This is a genomic window from Brevibacillus fluminis, assembly GCF_052072235.1.
Classification (GTDB): domain Bacteria; phylum Bacillota; class Bacilli; order Brevibacillales; family Brevibacillaceae; genus Brevibacillus_D; species Brevibacillus_D fluminis_A.
Genome location: NZ_CM125436.1, coordinates 5,060,991 through 5,084,488 on the forward strand (window position 1 = coordinate 5,060,991; position 23,498 = coordinate 5,084,488).

The 23,498-nt window shown below is 56.4% G+C and carries 16 protein-coding genes; 3 read left to right on the forward strand and 13 right to left on the reverse strand.

Annotation, left to right across the window (positions count from 1 at the left end; translation table 11 throughout):
* Positions 1 to 8: 8 nt before the first annotated feature.
* The gene (locus ACTID9_RS24860) at positions 9 to 674 is read left to right on the forward strand and encodes an alpha/beta hydrolase (RefSeq protein ID WP_441067745.1); all 666 of its coding nucleotides are present in this window, start codon (positions 9 to 11) and stop codon (positions 672 to 674) included.
* Positions 675 to 937: 263 nt separating this feature from the next.
* Here the strand turns inward: ACTID9_RS24860 and ACTID9_RS24865 are convergent, their stop codons facing one another.
* Positions 938 to 1,831, reverse strand: coding sequence for an AEC family transporter (locus tag ACTID9_RS24865; RefSeq protein ID WP_441067747.1), 894 nt, complete (start codon positions 1,829 to 1,831; stop codon positions 938 to 940).
* A gap of 201 nt (positions 1,832 to 2,032) precedes the next feature.
* Positions 2,033 to 2,932, reverse strand: coding sequence for a formyltetrahydrofolate deformylase (purU, locus tag ACTID9_RS24870; RefSeq protein ID WP_441067749.1), 900 nt, complete (start codon positions 2,930 to 2,932; stop codon positions 2,033 to 2,035).
* 136 nt (positions 2,933 to 3,068) lie between these two features.
* Between purU and ACTID9_RS24875 the strand changes: the two genes are divergently transcribed.
* The gene (locus tag ACTID9_RS24875; protein WP_441067751.1) at positions 3,069 to 3,764 is read left to right on the forward strand and encodes a DUF4362 domain-containing protein; all 696 of its coding nucleotides are present in this window, start codon (positions 3,069 to 3,071) and stop codon (positions 3,762 to 3,764) included.
* Position 3,765: 1 nt separating this feature from the next.
* Here ACTID9_RS24875 and addA read toward each other — a convergent pair whose 3' ends face one another.
* The 6 genes from addA to cyoE form a co-directional block, all read right to left on the reverse strand.
* On the reverse strand, positions 3,766 to 7,620 hold the full coding sequence (addA, locus tag ACTID9_RS24880; RefSeq protein ID WP_441067753.1) for a helicase-exonuclease AddAB subunit AddA: 3,855 nt from the start codon (positions 7,618 to 7,620) through the stop codon (positions 3,766 to 3,768).
* Positions 7,604 to 11,089 carry a helicase-exonuclease AddAB subunit AddB gene (gene addB / locus ACTID9_RS24885; protein WP_441067755.1) on the reverse strand — a complete coding sequence of 1,162 codons (3,486 nt, stop codon included), beginning with the start codon at positions 11,087 to 11,089 and terminating at the stop codon, positions 7,604 to 7,606. The genes addA and addB overlap by 17 nt, the downstream gene beginning before the upstream one ends.
* A gap of 19 nt (positions 11,090 to 11,108) precedes the next feature.
* Positions 11,109 to 14,759, reverse strand: coding sequence for an AAA family ATPase (locus ACTID9_RS24890; RefSeq protein WP_441067757.1), 3,651 nt, complete (start codon positions 14,757 to 14,759; stop codon positions 11,109 to 11,111).
* Positions 14,756 to 16,012 (reverse strand): exonuclease SbcCD subunit D, encoded by a 1,257-nt coding sequence (locus ACTID9_RS24895; protein WP_441067759.1) that lies wholly within the window; start codon positions 16,010 to 16,012, stop codon positions 14,756 to 14,758. Before ACTID9_RS24895 ends, ACTID9_RS24890 begins: the two co-directional genes overlap by 4 nt.
* A gap of 156 nt (positions 16,013 to 16,168) precedes the next feature.
* Positions 16,169 to 17,080, reverse strand: coding sequence for a COX15/CtaA family protein (locus ACTID9_RS24900; RefSeq protein ID WP_441067761.1), 912 nt, complete (start codon positions 17,078 to 17,080; stop codon positions 16,169 to 16,171).
* A gap of 31 nt (positions 17,081 to 17,111) precedes the next feature.
* Positions 17,112 to 18,053, reverse strand: a complete 942-nt coding sequence (gene cyoE / locus ACTID9_RS24905) for a heme o synthase (protein ID WP_441067763.1) — start codon at positions 18,051 to 18,053, stop codon at positions 17,112 to 17,114.
* Positions 18,054 to 18,375: 322 nt separating this feature from the next.
* On the opposite strand from cyoE, the gene ACTID9_RS24910 reads away from it, so the two are divergent.
* Positions 18,376 to 19,143: a sulfite exporter TauE/SafE family protein gene (locus tag ACTID9_RS24910; RefSeq protein ID WP_441067765.1), complete on the forward strand. Its 768-nt coding sequence runs from the start codon at positions 18,376 to 18,378 to the stop codon at positions 19,141 to 19,143.
* 72 nt (positions 19,144 to 19,215) lie between these two features.
* On the opposite strand, the gene ACTID9_RS24915 is transcribed toward ACTID9_RS24910, so the two are convergent.
* The 5 genes from ACTID9_RS24915 to ctaD all read right to left on the reverse strand — a co-directional run bounded on the left by ACTID9_RS24915 (position 19,216) and on the right by ctaD (position 23,498).
* Positions 19,216 to 19,674 carry a DUF420 domain-containing protein gene (locus tag ACTID9_RS24915; RefSeq protein WP_441067767.1) on the reverse strand — a complete coding sequence of 153 codons (459 nt, stop codon included), beginning with the start codon at positions 19,672 to 19,674 and terminating at the stop codon, positions 19,216 to 19,218.
* A gap of 34 nt (positions 19,675 to 19,708) precedes the next feature.
* On the reverse strand, positions 19,709 to 20,623 hold the full coding sequence (locus ACTID9_RS24920; RefSeq protein WP_441067769.1) for a cytochrome c oxidase assembly protein: 915 nt from the start codon (positions 20,621 to 20,623) through the stop codon (positions 19,709 to 19,711).
* Positions 20,624 to 20,698: 75 nt separating this feature from the next.
* A complete protein-coding gene (locus tag ACTID9_RS24925; RefSeq protein WP_441067771.1) occupies positions 20,699 to 21,016 on the reverse strand; it encodes a cytochrome C oxidase subunit IV family protein in 318 nt (105 codons plus the stop codon).
* 2 nt (positions 21,017 to 21,018) lie between these two features.
* The gene (locus tag ACTID9_RS24930) at positions 21,019 to 21,654 is read right to left on the reverse strand and encodes a cytochrome (ubi)quinol oxidase subunit III (protein WP_441067773.1); all 636 of its coding nucleotides are present in this window, start codon (positions 21,652 to 21,654) and stop codon (positions 21,019 to 21,021) included.
* The gene (ctaD, locus tag ACTID9_RS24935) at positions 21,654 to 23,498 is read right to left on the reverse strand and encodes a cytochrome c oxidase subunit I (RefSeq protein ID WP_441067775.1); all 1,845 of its coding nucleotides are present in this window, start codon (positions 23,496 to 23,498) and stop codon (positions 21,654 to 21,656) included. Before ctaD ends, ACTID9_RS24930 begins: the two co-directional genes overlap by 1 nt.

Sequence of the window (23,498 nt, forward strand, 5' to 3'; positions counted from 1 at the left end):
TCCATACGATGCGATCAATCGGCTGTCTGGTGCTTCACGGTTTTGCTGGCGATATTCATGAGGTCATGCCCCTCGCCCGCCATTTGAGCGAGCTAGGCTATGCCGTGGAATGCCCGACATTGGATGGGCATGGGCGGACGCGTCGCCATTTGCGGCAGAGCACGCGTCACGAATGGGTAAACTCGGCGATCGAGGCCTACAAGCGCCTCTCCATGCGTGCCTCGGAGATCGTCGTGATCGGCTTTTCCATGGGCGGCTTGCTGGCGATTCAAGTGGCGGCCCAGTATCCGGTCAAGCTGCTCGTCACCATGAATACTCCCTACCATTACTGGGATGTAAGGCAGGCGCTGCGCAATCTGCGCGACGATTTCGGCACGGAGGCGGCTCGCTATGTGCAGGGAATGGTGCGCATCCCGCTGCGCAGCATGCTGCAATTCCGCCAGCTTTTGGGCGAAACCAAATCGATCATGCCCGCCGTCACCTGCCCGTGTCTGCTTTTGCAGGGAGAACGGGATGACACGGTTCAGGCGATCAGCGCCGGTCTGTTACGGCAATCGATCGGAAGCGATGAGGTTGATGTCAGCTATTTTCCTGAGTCTGGGCATTTGCTGCTTAAGGGTTCGGAGGCGGGTGAGGCGATCAGGGTGATTACGGAGCGGATTCGGCGGGTTTAGGTTGGCTGTTGTGGTTACACGGGGACTCGGGGAAAAAGGGCGCCGCTTCGCTCGTGACATCGCCTGCAGGGAAGCGTGCAAGACCGGCTCCGCAGCAAAACGGAACCGCGCGCCAATGCCACACGCTGCGCGGCGGGTGTATCTCAGGGATGATCTGACGCGCGAAAGCCGTTCCGTTTTGCTGCTCCGCCTCTGTTGGCGTTGTCAAGGCTGTGCTCTGCCCTTTTTCCCCGAGTCCCTGGGCTGCTGGCTTCTCCTCTCCTTCATTGCAACACGCTCAGCAATAACGTCAGCGTTCCTACGCTGATCACGGTTGTCACCAGCACGCTGCTGGATACGAACTGTGGCCGCATGTTGAACTGGATCGCGTAGATCGCTGTCGTAGCGGCGGACGGCATGGCCGCAAGAATGACCAGCACATTTCGCAGCAGCGGGTCGATCGGAAAGAACAGACAGATTGCATAGGCCAGGAGCGGAGAGGCGATGAGGCGGATGACGCTTGCGACGCTGAGTTCCTGCCATTCGAAGTTCGCGGACGACACATTGGCGAGCTGCATGCCGAGAATCAGCATGATGACCGGAATCGCCGCTTGTGCCACCAGGTCGATCGCCTGGTCATAGCTCTGGGGGATGACGATGTGCAATTGTTGAAACAGGATCGCGACAATTACCGCATAGTTGGAGGGCTGCTTGAACACCGCTTTAATCGCGGTCCCTACTCCCCCTTTGCCTCGCGAAGCAAAATACACACCGAACACGCCCATGATAATGGAGTGAAAGACCATGATTTGTACAGCGTACGTGAACCCACTTTGCCCAAACGCAAACAGGATGATCGGGGTCCCGTAGTTTCCGCTGTTCATAAACGCGGTCGAAAGCATCATGGCGCTCTCTTGCTGCTTGTCGTATTTGAGCAGCTTTGCCGTCAGCAGGGTGAGAAGAATCAATGCGCCCAACAGCAGCATGGAAATGATGACGATGTAAAATAGCTGAAGATCCAGGACTGTCTTGTAAAAGGTGCGAAACACCAGGGCAGTCGACAAAACGTAAATCGCCAGTGTCGATATCGGCTTGAGATCCAGCTTGAAGATACGCTGAAGAATGTATCCCGAAAGAAAGATCAGCAAGACCGGCAGGATGACTTGCAGAAAAATCACAGTCGATACCTCCTTTCCGAATGGAGTGAATGTTACGAACAGTATAGCAGAGGCACACGGAAAAAAACTCGCCTGATACGGCGAGTCTTCGTTTTGATTCAATAAAAAAGCCACCTCCCGGATGAAAATTCCTCCAGAAAGTGACCTTCTTATGTTGCTTTCGATCCCGCTACGCCAGGGTAGCTTCCCTATCCGTCTGTTCTATGGAAATACAACCGTTTTGTTTTGATACACCAGCACGCGGTCTTCGAGATGCCAGCCGACTGCACGCGCCAATACGGTGCGCTCCACCTGACGGCCGATCTGCTTCAAATCGCTCACGTCAAACTGGTGGTTCACACGATGGACGTCTTGCTCGATAATCGGACCCGCATCCAGCTCTTCCGTAACATAGTGCGCGGTCGCACCGATCAGCTTCACGCCGCGCTCATACGCGCGCTCATACGGCTTCGCTCCGACGAAAGCTGGCAGGAACGAATGGTGGATGTTGATGATTTTGTGCTGGTAATCTTTCAGGAAGTATGGCGACAGGATCTGCATGTAGCGCGCCAGCACGATCAGGTCGGCTTTTCCTTCGACCAGCTCGATCTGCGCTTGCTCGGCTTCCTGTTTTGTCTCCTTGGTCACCGGAATGTGATAGAACGGAATGCCGAACGACTCGACCGTCTCCTTCAAATCCGGGTGGTTGCTGATGACCATCGGAATATCGGCATGGAGCACGCCGGAATTCCATTGCCACAACAGCTCAAGCAATGCATGGTCTTCCTTCGACACGAAAATCGCCATCCGCTTGCGGCGCTTCGCCTCCACGATGGACCAGTTCATTTGAAACGATTCGCCGATTTGCGCGAAATTGCGCTGCAGCTCTTCATAGCGTTTTTCCAGATCAACGACGTCGAACTCGACGCGCATAAAAAATCGCCCATTTTCAGGGTCTGTCGTATATTGGTCAGACTGCGCGATGTTGGCGCCATGCTCAAACAGGAAACGGGAAACTTCTGCGACGATCCCCGCCCGGTCCGGACACTCGATCAGCATTCTTGCGCGGTCCTTGTTTTTTTCACGATAATTGTGCCATTCCCGATCAGACAAACGGTACATCTGTAGTAGCCTCCATCAAAGCATTTTCTCCCCAGTATAGCACTTCTCTTTTTTTCGTGCTTGGCAAAAAAAATTTGGTTGAAACAGCTCCCCCTATTCTCTCGTCAAAGAGAAAACGATTGAGGGAGCGATTGTGATGAAACGGCGGTTTTTGGCTGGTTTTATTATCGGTTTGGGGCTTATTCTGCTTTTGACCTACGCGATGTCACAAAGGTGGCTGACGCCTCTTGCCATCCTCTTTCCTTTTGCTGACGTAAAAGCTCCGGCACCGGACGTCCTCGACATTGGCAAGACGGCCTACATCCATACCCGTGTAGAGAACGGCGAGCTGAAGCGGCAATTTTTTGCGGAAGCGAAAAAAGGCACCTCTGTGCGCTGGACGTTTGACAAGTATACGACCGAGGGGGACCCCATCCATCATACCATCGTCTATCAGTCCGAGCAGCATACCTATCAAGTGACGATCGATACGACCGATGACAAATTCGGCTCTCCTTCCGTCACGACCATGACGTGCGCCCGGTTTGATGAGGTCGCTGACAGTCTCACCGGATGCGATCAGTCCAGGTTCTTTCCTTTGGACGGAACTCCGCTGCTTCCGATGACAAAAGAAAATGGGCTCGCGCACCTGAGGAGCTTCGCGAGTCTGCAATGGAAAGATGAATTCCTTTCAGTTGAAGCTGTCGACGGCTTGCCGCTGCCGGCCGAAATCCAACCGGCAGCCGACTATTACACCTATCAATTGCAACTGCAGCATCAAACGTATACCATCGCGATCCATAAGCAGACGTGGCGGCAGCATTGGTTCAATACCTTGAAAGGAACAAAATAGATTACCCGCGATCCTCCGTATCGATCCGCACGCCTATGCCGCCTGAAAACAAATACAGCCAACTCTCATCCACAGGTTTTTTCCAAATTTGCGCAACGGCCTGCTCGTAGCGGCGAATCTGCTCGCGATAGCGGTTGACGATTTGCGCGGAAGCTTGCTCGGGCGAATCATCGCGGAACGCATCCGATTTGAAGTCAAGCAGCACCAGCGTGCCATCTTCCTCCTCAAACAGGCAGTCGATGATCCCGTGCACGAGCACCTGATTGTACGCGTCCGGCGCAAAATCCGGTGACACTTCGCTTGCCTGGAGCGCCATGGTGAAAGGCAGCTCGCGGTGGATCGCTTTCGCCTTCCTCAGCCTCATGCCGATCGGCGTGTGGAAGAAGGCCAAGATTCGCTCGACATCGACCTGTCGCGCTTCTTCTGCCGTCAAAAATTGCCTGCTGACCATCTCCTGGATTTGCCGCGCGAGTTCTTCGCTGTCCAAGGCTTTCGCAAGATCCACCTGCTGCAGCACCGTATGCAAAATGGTGCCCTGCTCCGCTCCGGTAAAGCGGTGCGATTTCTCCTGCGATAAAAACCGGGGCTTCCGGGTGATCTTGGGCATTGCAAACGGCTGGTTCTCCATTTGCGCCGCTTTTTTCAGTTCGCTGACACTCCAGTTGACCTTCGTCGCCGACGCTTCCGCATGCGGGTCTCGCCACGAAAGCTCAGCGTCGATACGCTGCCGCCACTGTGGGTCTCTGTTCGCTGCCAGATCGGCGATCGGCTCGCGCCTTACCAGCCGCTCCCACAGCACGGCAAGCTTTTCATCCTCTTCCACCTTGCGCACCAGCTCGTTTGCCTGATGGAAATGAAACGTCCAGCGGGATTGATCACGGATGATGCCCGGGGCCGCGGCAAAGCTGCCTTCTGGCAAGTAATTGCGCAGCGGCTGCGCGTGTGGATGGCGGACGAGCGCGCTGCCGACCCAGTCGAGATACCCTTTGGCCTTCAACAGTGCGCCATCGCCGAGCCGCTCTTTATGACCAGCCGCATCGCACCAGCCGCCGATCCGATCCGCCAGCTTTTTCGAGGAGCCGACCAGCACCAGCTTTTCGCGCGCGCGGGTCAGCGCGACGTACAAGACGCGCATTTCCTCCGCGAGCATCTCTCGCTTCAAGCGGTGTTTGATCCCTTTTTGCGCGAGGCTCGGATAGCGCAGGCGCAACTGCAAATCGACGACCTGCGGGCCGAAGCCCAGCTCCTTGTGCAGCAAAAACGGCTTCATCATGTCCATCTGATTGAACTGCTTGCCCATGCCAGCTACAAAGACGACAGGGAACTCCAGCCCTTTGCTCTTGTGGATCGTCATGATCCGCACGACATTCTCCGCCTCGCTGATCGTCCGCGCCTCGCCGAGGTCGCTGCCTGCTTCCCGAAGCCGTTCGACGAACCGCAGGAAACGGAACAGCCCGCGATAGGACGTCGCCTCGTACTGCCGCGCCCGATCGTAGAGCAGGCGCAGGTTGGCCTGCCGCTGCTCGCCGTTTTCCAGCGTCGCCAAATACTCCAGATAACCGGTCTCGCGATAAATGAGCGACAGCAGCCCGGTGAGCGAGCCTTGGCGGGCGACCGTGCGCCACGCAGCCAGCTGGCGGAAAAACGAGCGCACGCGCTTGTGCAGCTCTGTCTGGCCATCGCTTTCGACAAATGCCTGAACCGCTAAATAAAACGTGCCTGCAGGCTCTTGAATGCGGATTTCCGCCAGCTCCTCCTCGCTGCAGCCGACCAATGCGGAGCGCAGGACCGCCGCCAGCGGAATGTCCTGCAGCGGATTGTCGACGAGCTTGAGCAAGGAGATCATCAACTCAACTTCCGTCGCTTCAAAATAGCCGTCGCTCTGCTCCACGTACACCGGAATGCCCGCTGCCCGCAGCTCTTCGGTCATTGGCTGCGCCCAGCTGGACGTGGCGCGGAGCAGGATCACGATGTCGCGATACGCGAGCGGGCGCATGCCGTTCTCTTTTCGGTCGTAAACCAGAAGCGGCTTCTCGCCCTCCCCCGGCTCCATCCATTGGCGAATGCGCTTGGCGATCAGGCGGGCTTCCAGCTCTGCGACACCAGCTTCCTCCGTCGGGTTTTCCTCGGCGGGCTCGCCAGTCGTTCCGCTGTCATCCGGCTCTGCTCCCGAGGCGGCGACCGCTGCGCCTGCGTCCTCTGCGATGTCTTCCGTTTCCGGACCCGTCCGATCGATCAGATGCATTTCGACCGCAAGCCGCTCCGGCTCGATCTCCGGATAGCTGGCTTGAAAAATCAGCTCGGCTGACCGGTCATAATCCAGCTCGCCTACGCCAGGCGACATGATTTGGCGGAACAAAAAGTTGATCGCGTCAACGACTTCTTTGCGGCTGCGGAAATTGGCGGCCAAATCGATACGAACGCCATCGCTTGCGTCTGTCGCCAGATCCGGGTGAGGGTAGGTCTTATATTTTTGCATGAACAAACCGGGCTCCGCCAAGCGGAATCGGTAGATACTCTGCTTGACATCGCCAACCATGAACCGGTTGGACACCCCGTCGACAGCAGCTTCCCGCGACACGAGCCGCAGGATGGTTTCCTGCACCAGGTTGATGTCCTGATACTCGTCGACCAGCACCTCGGCAAACTGCTCGCGCAAGCCTTTCGCCACAGCGGACGGCACAATCTGCCCCGATTCATCCGTTTCGCTTAGCACGGCCAGCGCCATATGCTCAAGATCGTTGAAGTCGACGATCGTGCGCATCCGTTTGGCGGCCTGGTACGCTGCCGCGAATTCACCGACGATGCGAGCCAGCGTTTCCATATGCGGAGCCGTTTTCAGCAAGTCTTCCAGAAGCTCATGCGGCTGCGCGCCAAAATGCTCGTCCAGAATGTCCTTGACTCCCTCTTTCACTTTGTTGCGCAGCTTTTGCACCTGCTTTTTCAGCTCCGGATCGGAATCCTTTACGGTAGGGAGCTTCTGAAAGGAAATGGCGCGAACCATCTGTTCCAGCCGCTCCCAGCCTTCTTCTCCAGCCTTAGCGGCGCGCTGCAGCGCTTCTTTTTCCTGTTCCAGCAAGCCTGCGTAGGCGTTCGGCCCTTCCGGGGAGGACGCGAGCAAAATCGCCTGTCCTGCCGTTTCGGCCAACGCTTCCAGCTCGGACACGATTTCTTGAACGACGCTCTGTGTCCACGGCAATTCATCGATGCTCTGCGTCCCTGCGCACCGGAACATCGAAGCCGCCTCATCCAGCCATTGCTGCGGGCGGGGATGGCTTTGCGAAAAGTTGTACAGCCCAAAGATCAGCGAAATCAGCCGATCATCGTCCTGCCCGTCAACAACCGTGTCAGCCAGCCGGCAAAACGCTTCGTCCGCTTCATACCATTCCTCCAGCTTGGCTTCCAGCACATCCTGCCGCAGCAATTGCGTCTCCATTTCATCCCCGATGCGAAAATCCGGGTCAAGGTCAACCGCATAATAGTGCTGACGCAACAGCCCGAGGCAAAATTTGTGGATCGTGGTGATCGACGCCCGCTGCAAATAAGCCAGCTGCCTGCGCAAAAAGGATGAATGCGGATGAGCGACCAATGCCGTGCGCAGCGCGTCGCCGATCCGATGGCGCATCTCCGCTGCCGCGGCATTGGTAAAGGTCACCACCAGCAATTGATCGACGCCGACCGGTTCCGGCAGGTCCGTCATCTTGCGGATGATCCGCTCGACCAGAACCGAGGTTTTCCCTGAACCGGCAGCGGCCGCGACCAGCAGATTGTTCCCGGTCTGAATGATCGCCTGCCACTGCTCCTGTGTCCATTTGTCCGGCTTGGCGATCTTGCTCGTCTCAGCGATCTGAACCATGCTGCTCCCCCCTCTGTTCATTTGCCAGCAGCTGCTCCAGCTTGGCGAACACCTCTGGATTTTTCCATTTGGTCAACTGCTTTTGCTCATTGCCCGCCATCCTCGCGTCAAACTGGCACACCGCCTTGTAATCGCAGGTCATGCAGGCGACCGTCTGGCCAATGGCATACGGTGCGATGGCGATGTCGCCGTCGATCATCCGGGCGGACAGCTGCTTGATCTGCCCGCGCACGTACGATTGCAGCATGTCGAACTGCTCCTTGGTCGCGACCGACGATGAACGCTGCGAAAAAGACCCGTCCTTGTTGATCGCGATTTGGAACAAGTCCGATTTGCCGGTCTCCACCTGCTCGTCCATCAAGCGGGCCAGATCCGTATCCGCCAGCATCAAACCTTTCATCTTCAGCTTGGCTGCGCGTTTTTTGGCGACCTCCGCTTCCGAGAGCGCCCTTTTTTCCGTAACGAATGGGTCTGCCACCTGATAGTAGAACACGCCGCCGACCTCTGCCGGTTTGCCCAGCCATTGCGGGGCATTGGAAACGACCACATCGAGATAGACCAGCAACTGCAAATTCAGCCCGTTCCAAACATCGGACAGCTGCAGCTGCTTGGGGCTTGATTTGTAGTCGATCACCCGCAAATAGGTGCGCTCGCCGTCGATCGACTGGTCCACACGGTCGATTCGCCCCACCAGCTGGACGGTGATCCCCGGCGCGATTTCAAGCGTCATCCCCGGCAATTCTCCATCTGGGCCGAAATCGATCTCCAGACCGATCGGCACGAACCGGCTTCGTCTCGCATGTTCACCCAGCACGTAGATCGCGCGCCCCACCGCACGCTTCAGCTTGCCTGCCATATAGCGGTAGCGCGCCGTCCGGTTGAGGATGCTCCCACGCGTCTGCGGAATCAGCTCCTCGACGACCTCGCTTGCAAGCTGCAAGCTGTCCGGCTCCGTCATGCCCGACCATTCCTGCTCGGAGCCGTTCAGCTTATCGACGGCCAGCTTGAGCGACGCGTGGAACAGCTCCCCGACATCGAACCGTTCCAGCCGATAGCTCAGCCGCTCCTTCAGCCGCAAACCATGCGAAGCGAAATGGCTGAATGCGCAGGATTGGAACCGTTCCAGCCGCGATACGCTCATGCGCAGCTGCTCTCCGTACAACTGCCTGCTGCGCCGCTTCGCCAGCGGCTTCGCCTGATTGGTGTAGGCAAAGCCGGACAGCAGGCGCCGTTCGCGCTCGACATCGTCCGAATGCGTCAAAAACCAGTCATACACTTCCAGCCAAAACGGCGCGAGCGGCGTTCCTTTTTTCATCTGCCGGATCACTGTCAGCAAATGGCCGAACACCTGGCGCGGACGCCCCAACAAAAACGCGTCCTCCTCCGCGACGTTGATCGGTTCGTTGTAAAAGAAGCGAACCTTTTCATCCGGAAGCAGCTCTTTCAGGCGATCAAAAACATTGGAAGGCAAGAGCGCCTTCCCTTCCTCATCAGCCAGCGCGCAGCTGAGCCATAGCCGTTCCGACGGGCGGGTCAATGCCTGATACAATAAAAACTGCTCCATGAGCAGGCGCTGCCTGGCGCTTGGCGCCAGCTCGATGCCGGCTGCCGCGAGCCTGTCGCGCTCCGCTTCGTCCAAAAGGCCGTCTTCCTTGGGGCGCATCGGGAGCATCCCTTCATTGACACCGAGGATAAACAGCGCTTTGACATCAGGCTGACGCGAGCGCTCCATCGAACCGATGCTCACCTGATTGATCGCTGGCGGCACGATCCCAAGCGAGATCCCTTCCATCCCGCTGTCGATCACCTTGGCGAACGTATCGAGGCTCATCTGCTGCTCGCCCATCACCTCGACGATTTGGTCGAGCAGCTCCATGACGCCGTCCCACACCTGGCCGTGCACCCGCGCTGCCTCCAAATCGCCCTCCTCCTGCGCCTGCTCCTGCCACGCTTCCAGCTTTTGCGGCACCTGCAGCTCCACAAGCCAGCTGTACAGCGCTGCAGCCAGCTGTCTGCCATCATGACCAGCCTGCTTCAGGCCTCGTTCCAGCGAGAGCAGCGGTTCTCCATAGCGGCGCCGCCACGAATCAATTTTCTCGAAGCCTTTCATCGAGGCTCCATGATAATTCCAAGCCTCTTCCTTTTTCCAATCGCCAACCTGGATGCCGTACGCAAGCACGTAGTTCTCCAGCTGGTCAATCTGCGAGCGGCTTTGCCCGACAGGCTGCGCCAGTTCTGCGACCAAGTCGGTCTTGAGACAGCGAAAAACCGCCTCATACCGCCAGCGCCCCGTCACCACCTCAAGTGCCGAGCGAATCAGCTCGATCAGCGGGTGATGCATGACCGTGCGCTTTTGGTCCAGAAAGTACGGAATCTGATAGTCGGCAAACGTCCCTTCCAGCTCATCCGCATAGTCGTCCATGTTGCGCAAAAGAACAGCCATATCGCTATAGCGGTAGTTCTCCTTGCGGGCCAGCGCAAGGATTTGCAGCGCGACCGCCTGCACCTCTGCGCGTCGGTTGGCCGCCGTATAGAGCGACAGTTCCCCCTCCCGTCGGGCCCCCGGCCTCGCCGTCGGCGTCTCCCAGGAAAAGTAATGCTGCTCGATATGGGCAAGCAGCGGACTTGCGGCAAACCGCTTCGGATCGTCCAGCTCCACCTGCTCTTCGACCTCGACGCGGGCTTCTTCTGCCAGCGTCTGCAAGCGCTGGTATGTCTGCAGCGTCGGGTAGAACAGCTGCAGCTCATCTGCCGCAGCGGCGGGCGTATTATGCCGCGGATCAAGCGTGAGGGCGATCGTCACGCGCCGCGCATGCAGCATGAGCTGTTTAATCACGGCGAACTCCGGCGGGGTAAATCCGCTGAACCCGTCGATCCAAATTTCTGCGCGCGCAATCCAGTCGGACTGTCCGATATTTTCTGTCATCCGGGCCACCAGCTCGTCCGCATCATACCCGTTTTCCAGCAAGTAGCCATCATAGGCGTTCATCAGCAAACAAAGGTCGTGCAGCTTTCCTGCCAGCGTCCCTGTTCCCCAATCCCGCTCCTTCAGCATGTCCGCATGGATGCCGTACGTTTTGCACTCGCTGATCATCCGTGCGAGCTGGGCGGCGAAGCCGTGCTGCAGCGCAGCCCGATGGAACGCCTGCAGCTCCTTGCTATGGCGCTCCAAAAGCAGCCGCAGCACCATCTGCTTCCCGATTTCATTCACCGGAGTAAGCGCATGTCCGCCCAGCTCCGCCATCAGATTGTGACTCAGCCGCTCAAAGCTGATCGCCTGCGCGCGGATCGTCCCCCCCAATTCGGGCAAGGTGGCAAGCCGATACTGCGCCTGAAACGTCGCCTGCTCCGGCACGATATACAGCAGCGGATCGCCAGCTGGCTCTCGCATGAGCCGTTCGTGCAGCTCTTCAATCATGCGGGTCGTTTTTCCCGTACCCGCTCTTCCTACAATCAATCGAACCGACACCGTTTCTCCTCCTTCCCGTTTATTCCATTTCCACATGAATCTGACTGCCCGCTCCAAGCGGTTCCGGCGGCGTCACGATCAATCTGCGCGGCATCCGCACGCGCAGCTCCGGCACGTGGCTGATGATCCCGATCGTCAAATCGTTCATGCGCAATCGCTCCAATGCATGCAAAACCACTTCCAGCAGCTCGGGATCGAGCGTCCCGAAGCCTTCATCCAGGAAGAAAAATTCCAGCTTTGCGCCCCGCATCTGGATTTCGACGGAAAGGGCCAGTGCCAAGGCGAGCGAGGTGAGAAACGTCTCACCGCCGGACAGCGTGCTGACCGCGCGCCTGATTCCGCCCGCTGCTTCATCGCGCAGCACGAATTCGCCGCCATCGCCCAGCTCCAGCGCATAACGATTTTTGGTCATCTGCATCAAATGGTAGGAAGCGTCGCGCGCGATCGACGCGAGCTTCTCTTCCGCGATGAACTGGACGAACGCTTTCCCTTCAAACAGCTTTCTCAGCTCTTCCAGTCGGGAGAGTTCATCGATCCGTTCCTGCCAGTCGGCGTGCAGCGCAAGCCAGCGCTCATGGGAGCTTTGAATCCGGGTCAGCGTCTGGCGGGAGACCGCCACCCGATCGCGCGAGGACAGCAGCTGGCTCTCCAGCGCTTCCCACGCCTCGCAAAGAAGCTGGTACTCTTCCTCCGTCGCGACGCGGTCGCCCAGCTTGTCTTGCAAGCGCGCCGCATCATAGTGAAGCTGGTCGATACGTGTTTGATAGGAGCGGATCGCTTCCCGATAAGCGGGGAGCTGGTCGCGCTCCTGGCAGTACGCCATGACGCTTGCGTTATCTTGCAGCTTCGTGGCTTGGAGCATGTCGGCAAGCGCGGCTTTTTCCATCTCGAGCTGCCGCTCCTGCGCCTGAACGGACGATTCGACCTGCACCAGCGCTTCCTGCACACGCTGGCGCTCCTCGCGCGCACGGGCAAAAGCCTGCTCCGCCTCTTCCGCAGCCTGCTGCAACGAGGTCAGCTTGCTCTCCACCTGTGCCAGGCAGTCTGCCGCCTTTGCCCCGCCGGTCCGCTCGTGCCAGCGCTGATGCTTTTCATTCCACAGCTGCTCCTCTTTGCCAATCCGCTCTTTCGCCACCGCTGCTTCCTTTTCCAGCTCGGCTTGCTCCGCCTGCAAGCTTTGCAGGTTCGCTTGGGCTTGCTGGATTCGCGGCTCCAATTCGCTGCGCAAGGCAACGAGCTGCGCCTGCCGCCGGTCACGCTCCTCAATCTGTGCATATACTGGCTCGATCGCCTCGATCGGCATGTCCTTGCGGCTGACATGCAAAGCTTGCGCTGCCGCTTTGGTGAGCTGGTCTGCTTCCTCCCACCGCGCTTTTGCCGCCTTGACGTTTTCGCGGGCCTGCTCCAGCCTAACCTGCAGCCGCTCATACAGCCGCTGTTGGGCAAGCTCCTGGTCGTGCTGCTCCTTCTGCTCCGCCATCAGCCGATCCAGCTCTTGCTTGCGCCGCACCCGCTCCTCCGTTTTCGTACGCAGCAGCTTGTCCTGCTCTTGGTATACTTCCAGGAGATCGTCGACACTTGCGACAGTCCACCTCTCGCCGCAATCGCGGCACTCCTGCCTGATTCTTGCCAGACGCGCCTCATGGGAACGCTGCTCTTCGGTCAATGCAGCCTCGCGTTCGCCTGTAACCGCGGCGGCCACCTTTTCCTGTTGCAGACGCTGCTCAGCCTCCCGCGCTTCCTGCTCAGCCGCTTTCAGAGCCGTATCAGCAGCCTTCAGCCGCTGCAGCATCGCCTGTCCTTCCTGCTCGATGGCATGCTCCGTCTCCACCGCTCCCGCTTTGGCACGCGGATGTTCCACCGAGCCGCAAACCGGGCATTCCTGCCCATCGTGCAGATGCTCGCGCAGCACTCTCGCCATGTTGTGCTGGCGCCATTTCTGCAGTTCCTCTTCCAGCCGCGCTTTTTCGTCCTGCAGCTTGACGGCGATGGCCGACTTTTGCGCATGATCGGCCTCTGCTTTTTCCAGTGCGGCCTGCACGCGCTTGCGCTGGGCTTCCCATTCCGCCCGCTTTTTCGCCCACTCTTCCTGTTCTTTGCCAAGCTCGCGCCATTCTTTCCCGATGTTGCGCATCTGCTGCAATACGTCACGCATGGAAGCGAGTTCCTCTTCCCCCATGACAGGCTGCGCTTCAACAGCAGCGATGCGTTCTGCCAGCTCCTCCCGCTTTGCGGTAGCCTGCTTCCAGCGCACTTCCTGCTCCTTGGCAGCTTCCGTCTGCTTGTCCAGCTCATCGTGCGCGCGCGCAGCTTCCGCTTCCAGCTGCCGGGTGCGGGCAAGCTCTCGCTCCCACGCCTGCTTCAGCTCGCGCAGCGCGAGGATGGATTTGCGCTCTTCGACGGCCACGGTAGTCTCGCGCAGCTCTGCCTCCATGCCCTCCCGTTGCTTGAACCATTCTGCCAGCTGCTCCTGCTGCCGTCCAAGACGAGCGTGCACATCGCCTTGCCGCGCCGCAAGCTGCTGCCATTTTTGCTGTGTCTGCACAAGCTCCGCCTTCAGCGCGACAAGCTCCTGCTCCCATTCCAGCGCCTGCGCCAGCTTGCCTTTTTGCTCCAGCAAAAGCGGCTCTTCTCCTTTTCGCTCCGCCTGGCTCTGCAAAAAGCGCCGCTCGCTTTCTTCATGCGCTTGCTCTGCCTGCGCCTTTTCCGCGCGCAGCGAATCGAGACGGGTTCCAAGCGCCACATGCTCCGCTAAAAGCCGCTCCACTTTTTCCAGCTGCGGCCACACGTGCAGCGCCGCTTCGATCAACAGGCTGCGCTCTTGCAGCGAGTCCATCTCCTGCTTGCGGCTATCCAGCTGCAAAAGCTCCTGCTCGATCTGACCAAGCTCCCTTTGCCAGGCGCGCAGCTGCTCCTGCTCCGCTTTTTGTTTCTCCAAATCAGCGCGCTGCGCGGTAAAGCGCTGCGCCTGCTCCATCGCTGCGGCCAGCTCCGCCTCTGCCCCCGCCAAAGCGTCAGGGCCCGCGTCGCCTAAAGCCGCCAGCTCTTTCTCGATCCGGTTCACCGCTTCTTTATTTTGTTCGACTGTCCGCCGAATCCGCTCCCCCAGCTTTTCTCCATATTCGTGCAGCTGGAAGATGCGCTGCAGCATTTCATTGCGCTCGCTGCCTTTCAGCGTCAAAAATTTGGAGAATTGCCCTTGCGGCAGCACAACCGCGCGGGTAAAATCGTTCAGCGTCAAGCCGAGCAATTGTTCAACCGCTTGTGTCGCCGTCGTCGCTTTCGACTCCAGCACGATATCCGCTCCATCATCGGTGGCGCGCTCGATCAGCCGTACCTCCGGCTGCCGTTTCTTCCCCTTTTTGTCGAGTCCGAATTCTCGCTCGATCGTATAGCGCTTCCGTTCGCGATCAAGCCCCAATTCGAATGTGAACGAGACAAACAGCCGCTGCTCATGCTGATTCAGCGACTCTTGGGGATGGGAAGTTCCGCCTGCGCGGACAACCTGCCCGTACAGCGCAAGCGTGATCGCATCCAGAATCGTGGATTTGCCGCTTCCGGTCGGACCGAAGATGCCGAACAATCCTGCTGCGCACAATGTTTCGAAATCGATCTCCACCTGGTCGCGGTAGCTGTGCAAACCGGCGATCTGCAATTGTATCGGCTTCATGCCAATCCGCCTCCCTCATCCGCTTGTTCATTCACCATCAAGCGGGAAAACAGCTGAATGAGCTTTTCATCCGGCTGCATCCCTTTTTTCCGCTCATAAAAGCGCCGAAACAGCTGCTCAGGGCTCATCTGCGCGCGCTCCTGCCGCGTTTCTTCCGCTTCCTCGCTGCTCACTTCCGGCTTTACTGCCACACGCTGGATTTTGAGGAATTGGTCGCTCAGCTTTTTCAACCGCTGAAATTCGGCCGGATCGATCGTATCGCTGACATGCAGCTCCAGCTCAATCCACGCCTCCGCGTCACGCCCCTCGGCTAGCCATTGCTCCACCTGCCCGATGCCTTCGGTCGCCTTCCAGCGGGCAAGCGGCTTGCTGCTTTGCAAATAAATGATTTCCTCTACCGGCGCTTCTCCCGGCACGAGATCAAGCATGACGACGGCCTTGCTTTGCCCGGCTTCGGAAAAGCTGTAGCCGAGCGGCGAGCCGCTATAGCGGACCAGCGGCTTGTCCGACAGCTTTTGCAGTCGATGAAGATGCCCCAATGCCACATAATCGGCCTGTTCAGGAAATGCCGACAGCGAAACCGAATGCGTGCCGCCGATTTGAATCGGCCGTTCCGAATCGCTCTCATTTCCGCCCATGACAAACATGTGGCTCATGATGAGATTCACCGTATCTGCGCGGAAGTGGCCGGACAGATCCGCCAGCAAGTCGCGAATTCGCTCGGAAAAGGCGAGCTGCATCTGCTCCGGACTAAAGCTCTCGCTGATCAGTTCCCGCAGCCGCGCCTCGGAAGGATAAGGCAAGGCGATGATGACCGCCGAATGTGCCACCCCCGGCACCGCCAGCTCAAACCAGGATGGCCCTCCCTGCAAAATGCGCACCTGCTCGGCTGGCGTGTCCGGCTCCGTACAAAACGGCGCTTCCTTTGGCAAGCCAAGCAGCACGATCCCTTGCTTGTGTGCAAGCGGCGCCGCAGCGCGCACCCGTTCCGGCTGGTCATGATTGCCCGCAATGACCACGACACCGCGTTTCCCGTTTTTGGAGAGCCGCTCCAATGCCTCGTAAAACAATTCCTCCGCCCATGCCGGCGGATTCACCGAGTCGTACACATCGCCTGCAATCAGCACAACATCCACGTTCCTCTCGTCAGCGATCGCGCACAGCTCGGCTACAAATGCCTCCTGTTCCAATCTCCGGTCACGTCCCTCCAGCAACCGGCCAAAATGCCAGTCTGCGGTATGAAGCACTCTCATTCCTCTCACCTCAATCGATCATGTGTTTGCATATGTTTATTCTATCAAAAGATAGACTGCTGCGTATAAGGAAAACATCTCTTGTTGGGAGTGGCAGGCAAAAAAAAGAAAAACCGCACCCCTTGCGCACAACGGGAGCGGTTCAACGCCGATCTTTTATTTGCTGCTCGTCTCCTGCGGTCCTTTCAGCGACTGCAGGCAGAGATAGCACATCACGCCGAACAGGCACGTGATGACAAACGAGTGGAAAAGGGTAGCAAACAAGCTCAGCTTGGACAAAATCACGTAGCCGCCGCTGAACACCTGCACGACCACCAAGACGAACGACAAAATGCTTGCCACGTAAATATCGCGGCGCGTCTCTTTGTAATGACGGATGGCGATCACCATCACTGCCAGCAGCAAGAATAGCAGCGTGGCAGCCGCGAGCCTGTGTGCGAACTGAATGCCCACTTGGCCGGAAAGCTCGGGGATCAACCGGCCATGGCACAGCGGCCAGTCCGGACATCCCAGGTTGGAGCCGGTATGGCGGACGTACGCGCCGAGATACACAACCCCGTAAGCAAAAATCGTCGTAAACCAGATCAAATTGCGATGACCCGCAGCAAGCTTTGTCTGGACAACAACCTGCGATCGCTCTTTGCTCAGTACGAACAGCGTTAACAAAAATACTCCTGAATACGCAAGCAAGGAAAATCCGAAATGCAGCGCCAGTACAGGCGAGCTTTGCGGCCATATGACAGCCGACGCTCCGACTAACGACTCCAGCACGATGAAGAACAGGCCGATGATGGCAGTCGCGCGAACCTCTTTGTTTCCTTTATAGCGACGCCATGCCCAGACCGTGAACAGCACGACAACCATCCCCGCCAAGCCGGTCACGAACCGATGCATGTATTCAATCATGGATTGCAGCGTATATTCAGGTACCCATTTCCCGTTGCATAGCGGCCAGTCATTCCCGCAACCGAGTCCGGAGTTGGTTTTGGTCACCAACGATCCGGCAATCATGACAAGCATCATGATGATAGTTGCGAAAATGGCGAGCCATTTCAGCCACCGATCCATTTCGACACCTCATTTTATCCTGATGATCACCCTAGAACTGGATCGCGCTTATGAACATCGCGGCACACATCGCCGTCAGGTAGATCAAGGAATAACCAAACAATTTTCTCGCCCATGCCATGTCGTCTTTCGTATGGAAGCCTTTGAACAGCTCAACCAGGTAAACGACGCCAAGCACCAGCGCGGTAATCAAGTAAATGTAGCCTACGTTGCCATGGAAAAACAGCAAGAGCGATGCTGGAACCAGCGCCCCGGTCCAGAGGAACATTTGACGCTTGGTTTCCTCGAACCCTTTGACATTCGGCAGCATCGGCAAGCCTGCATTTCCGTACTCCTCGACTTTCATCATGGCAAGCGACAGGAAGTGCGGCATTTGCCAGATGAAGATGATCAGGAACAGCAGCCATGCCCCCATATCCACACGGCCGGTTACCGCCACCCAGCCGATGACGGGCGGGGTTGCGCCGGAAATCGCGCCCACGACGGTATTGAGCGAAGACACGCGCTTCATCGGCGTGTAAATCAGCACGTAGAACACGTGGCCGATCAGGCTCCACACGGCTGCCAGCGGATTCACCAGCACAGTCAAAATCAAAAGGCCGATCACCAGAAGCGACAGACCGAACAGCAGTGCCGTACGCGGCGTAATTTTGCCGGTTGCGACCGCCCGGTTTTTCGTCCGTTTCATCTTCGTATCGATATCGCGGTCCCAGTAGTTGTTCAAAGCTGCGCCTGACGCGATGACCAGCGCAGTCCCCAACAGCGTATTGATTGTCAAAGCCAATTGCAGCGTCCCTGCTGCTGCAAGCCACAAGCCGATGAAAGCTGTCATCAAGTTCGATGTAATGATGCCTGGTTTGCACAATTGCCAATAATCTCGCCAAGTCGCTTTCTGATTTGGCGTATCCACATGCTCGCTTGCGAGTGATGGCTCGGACTGCATGCGTTCTTCGTAAACGGCGGGTTGATCCATTCCCAAAATACCTCCTTCTGACGCTCTATCTATTTAAGAACCCGGCTCAAAAACGACCAAAAATCGACATAACGTCATTGTAACGAAATTTGTCAAACACAGTCAACAACAGGGCAAAAGCGCACTCTCGCTACTACCCGACAAAGCTACTTTATCAAATACAGCAGCGCAAAAACACACGTACTGGTGACAAATTAGCAAACTTCCCTCTGCCTATTTTTTCTGTCTCCTGCACAGAAATGGGTGGCTAACCATAGTGTGTTATAGCCCTTCCCCTTTTAACCATAATTTCATCGACCGTTTTAAAAGGACGGATGCCCGCATGGATTTTCACTTAACCGCGATCGGTCTGTTCGTTGGTTTCATGGTCGGCTTGACTGGCGTTGGCGGTGCGGCAATCCTCACACCGCTTTTGATCCTACTGGGCATTTCACCCACGATCGCCGTCGGCACCGATCTCGCCTATAACTCGATCACGAAGATTTTCGGCACCTTTCAGCATTGGCGGCAGCAAACCGTCAACTGGAAGGTGGTCCGGCTCTTTGCGATCGGAAGCGTCCCCAGCGCGATCATCGCCGTATTAACCAGCCAATGGATCCGTCACCTTTACGGCAGCAGTGATTTCCTGATCAAAAAGGTGCTCGGATTCGCCCTGATCTTGATCCCCGTCTGCATGATTATCAAAGCCATTCACTCCCGTCGCAGCGGCAAGCCAAGTGACCGGCCGGAAAAACCGTTCGCCGAAAAACGCGGCCTGCCCATCGCCATCGGGGCCATCCTCGGCTTCATCGTCGGGTTGACCTCCATCGGCAGCGGCTCTCTGTTTGCACTCGCTCTCATGTATCTTTTCCCGATGAGCGGAAAGGAAATCGTCGGAACCGACATCGCCCACGCCCTACTGCTCGTCACTGCCGCCGGTCTCGCGCACGCAAGCTTCGGCAACGTGGATTATTCCTTGATGGTTCAGCTGCTCAGCGGTTCGATTCCCGGCGTTTTTCTCGGCAGCATTCTTTCGACGAAGGTGCCTACCTTCCTTTTGCGCTGGTGCATTACCCTGCTGATCCTGATCAGCGGAATCAAGCTTCTCTGAAGTCTTTCATCGTCTCTGCGCTCCACATGCAAAAAAACCGCCTGCTTTCGTAAGCACCGGCGGTTTTTCTTGTCAGAAGCCCAGTATGACTTTGATGACGCTGGACGTTGTGCCGCCCGGATAAATCACGTACAGAAGCGTGTAAACCGTAACTCCCGTAATCGCGGTGGCAAACCAGATCGACGCTGTCCAAGGTCCGATCTTTTTGTGCTTGGCAATCCGGTTTTTGTAGGCGTGCAGGAAGGTGATAATCCCCATGACAGCCGCCACCGTTGCCAAAATGATGTGGAACACCAGGAAGATCTGATAAATCATTTTGATTTCGGCTGGCCCGCCGAACAACGTATTACCGACAAAAGCCGTGCGGGATACGTAGGTAAGGAAGAAGATCGAGGCGCAAATTCCTCCGACGACCATCCATTTTCGATGGGCATCCAGATTCCTCTTTTTGACATAATACCAGCCAATCGCAACACAGATCGCACTCAGGACGATGAAAGATGTACTGATTGTAGGCAAGATTGTAACCATCAAAAAAACCCTTTCAGTTTACAAATAGTCGGTCCTATGCTGTGCCGCCGTTGCCATCCCCGACAGGTCGAGGCAGTATGGCCATTTGTTGGTTCGGCAGCACGTCAAGCGGCGCATCTTTTTCGCGTTCCTTGCGATACCAACGGAAGAACGTGTAAGCCAGAATCGAGCCATAGCTCGCTTCTTGCATCAGCTTCATCAATACGCCACCGAGCACCTGGTCTTCAAGCACGCTGTGGTACTCGAACAGCTGAGGGGCATTCATGTAGGTTTCGAACAAAGGTGTTCCCGCAAATGTGATCAGTGCGCACGCTGGCGTCAGCAAAAGCCCGTTGATAAAAATATACGCCATTTTGCGCAGCTCAGACAAGCGCTGCTGGCTCGGAATCGGCGTGAGGATCGGCCACCACATTTGGAAGGCCAGCAAGGTCAAGAGTACGTGAAACGCGATATTCCACGCCGGCATCGCGTGAAAGGCATCGAAGATTTGCGGAATGTGGTAAAACGAGAACAGCATGTTGAAAAACATTATACCGAGAAACGGATTGGTCAGCTTTGTCAGGACCGCCCCGAGAATTTTCCGATTGAAGAGCGGTTGAACCAACCACGCAGGTGTGCCCATGATCATCAGAGGCACCATAAAAATGAACAGGAGGCACTGCTGTGCCATGTGGACGCTGAAGAGAAAATGGTGTCCATAGTATGCAACCGGGCTGCCGAGAGCCAGGTAAAACATGAACAAGCCCGCCATAAAGGCGAGTTTTTTATGACGCGGAACAGGAGCGGAATCTGCGAATCGATTACGGTAAGGACCAACAACCGCTAAATAAAGCGCTGCGAGCAAAACGGCGATCAGCATGATCTCAGGTCCCCAAAGCTGTACAAAGGTATCAAAGCCGGAACCTGTCGTCATCGAATGGTTCATGTGGTTCATCTGGTCGTGATTCATAATCATCCCCCTCTCAAACAAGCTATCCTCAAGTTTAAAGGAAAGGGGGCACTATTGCCAGCGCCCCCAACCAACTTACCAAATCAACAATGTAAATACAAGAAACACCGGAAGCATGACAAGAACTGCGCCGAATACCGCGATTTTCGGGAATTCATGAGCGCGATCTTTCGCATGCATCCACACATAAAATTGAAATGCAGCTTGAACGATGCCTAGCAGCAAGATAAACGGAAACACGAATTTGCGCGGAACCGCCTCATACGCGACTGCAACAAACGCCAGCATGGTCAGTACGATCGACAAAAAGAATGCTACGAGATGAACTTTTGCCCCATCATGCTTCGTTACAGGTTTGCGCTCTACCGAAGTGTTGTGTGCATTTGCTCCCATCGTTATCCAGCCACCTTTTCGCCCATAATGCCCATCAAATAAACCACTGTGAAGATGAAAACCCACACCAAGTCAACAAAGTGCCAGTACAGGCTTGCAACATACAGCTTTGGTGCCGTGACGACTGTCAGGCCTTTTTTGAAGACCTGTGCAATCAATAGGCTGATCCAAAGCACACCGAACAATACGTGCGCACCGTGGAAGCCGACAAGCGTATAGAAAGCAGAACCGAATGCGCTGGAAGTCATCGTGTGACCTTCATGCACATACTCGGTGAACTCATAAATTTCAAGACCGAGGAACGCAAGACCCAAGATGACCGTGACGACCAGCCAAGCGACCATCGCGCTCACGTTTTTCTTGTGCATCGCCAAAATCGCCAATACAGATGTCAAGCTACTGGTCAAAAGAATGAAGGTTGCGGCTGCAACCATGCCCAATTGGAACAATTCTGCTCCGGTCGGGCCGCCATTCGTTTGATGACGGAGTGCCAGGAAGGTGGCAAACAAGCTGCCGAACAATACGGTTTCCCCGCCGAGGAAGAGCCAGAAACCGAGAACCTTATTTCTACCTTCAAGGGTGGCTTTTTCCGGTTCGTCAGGAAGAGCGCCGTGGTGAAGTGCATGATCGTTTCCCATTACGCCTTAACCCCCTTCTCGTCAATCTCATCCGGTTCGATATGATAACCGTGGTCATCGTATACGGAGCGGAAGAACATGCATACCAGTACGCCGGCCAAGCCGATCACGATCACTGGAACAATGTGATACATCAGGCCGTAGCCTGCGATGAAGAAACATACAGACATCAGGAACGGGATAAACGATGGCGACGGCATATGGATCGAACCGAGCGGCTCTGCATATGTCATGCCTTTGTTGCCCGCCATTTTTTCGACCCAGAGGGCATCCAAACCGCGAACCAATGGTGTTTGGGCAAAGTTGTACTCAGGCGGCGGCGATGGAATGGACCATTCCAGCGTACGCGCATCCCATGGGTCTGCTGGTGCTTTTTTGCCGGCTTTCGCAGTTACCAGGATGTTTACCAGGAACAGCAGTGCACCGACGGTCATGATGATCGCACCGATCGAGCTGACCATGTTGCCTGTATCCAGATCCTGGTTGTGCAAGAACGTAAATACGCGGCGCGGCATCCCCATCAAGCCGAGGAAGTGCTGCGGGAAGAAGGTCAAATGGAAACCGATGAAGAACAGCCAGAAGTTCCATTTCCCTACTTTTTCGCTCAGGGTGATACCGAACATTTTTGGCCACCAGTAATAGAGACCGGAGAACAATCCGTTGATCAAACCACCGACGATAACGTAGTGGAAGTGAGCAACGACGAAATAGCTGTCATGGTATTGGAAGTCAGCTGCTGGCATCGCCAACATTACCCCTGTCATACCACCGATAACAAATGTTGGAATGAATCCGATTGCAAACAGGTTCGCCGTCGTGAACCGGATTTGTCCGCCCCACATGGTGAGAATCCAGTTAAAGATTTTGATACCGGTCGGCACCGCGATCAACATCGTCGCCACACCGAACAGCGAGTTGGCGATCGGGCCAAGACCTACTGTGAACATGTGGTGAGCCCACACCATGAAGCCGAGGAAGCCGATCAGAACTGTCGCGAATACCATCGAACTGTATCCGAACAAACGCTTGCTCGAGAACGTACTCAAAACTTCCGAGATCACACCGAATGCCGGCAAGATCAGGATGTAAACCTCAGGGTGACCGAACACCCAGAACAAGTGCTCCCAGATGGTTACGTTACCACCGGCAGCTGTATCAAAGAAGTTAGCGCCGAAGAGGCGGTCAAACATCAAAAGGACGAGAGAAACAGTGATCGCCGGGAAAGCCAGCAGGATCAGTCCGGAAGTGACGAAAGAACTCCAGGTAAAGAGCGGCATACGCATGAACGTCATGCCTGGCGCACGCATGTTGATGATGGTTACCAGGAAGTTGATACCACCGATCAGCGTACCGATACCGGCGATCTGCAGACCGACGACGTAAAAGTCGACCCCATGTCCGCTAAACTCCGGATTGGCCAATGTCGGATAACTGGTCCAGCCTGCATCAGGAGCGCCGCCCAAGAACCAGCTTGTGTTCAAGAGAACGCCACCAAAGAAGAACAACCAGAAACCAAGAGAGTTGACAAACGGGAACGCAACGTCACGCGCGCCGATTTGCAGCGGAATTACAGCGTTCATCAACGCGAAGATAATCGGCATCGCAGCCAGGAAGATCATTGTCGTACCGTGCATGGTGATCAATTGGTTAAAGGTGGCTCCGCCGACCAATGTATTTTCTGGATACATCAATTGAAGACGGATGAGCAGCGCTTCGATACCACCAAGTAAGAAGAAGAAGCCTCCTGCCACCAAATAGAGAATCGCGATCTTCTTATGGTCTACGGTCGTAAGGTAGTCCCACAATCCCGATCTCTTCTTGTGAGAATGAGCATGTGCAGCCAC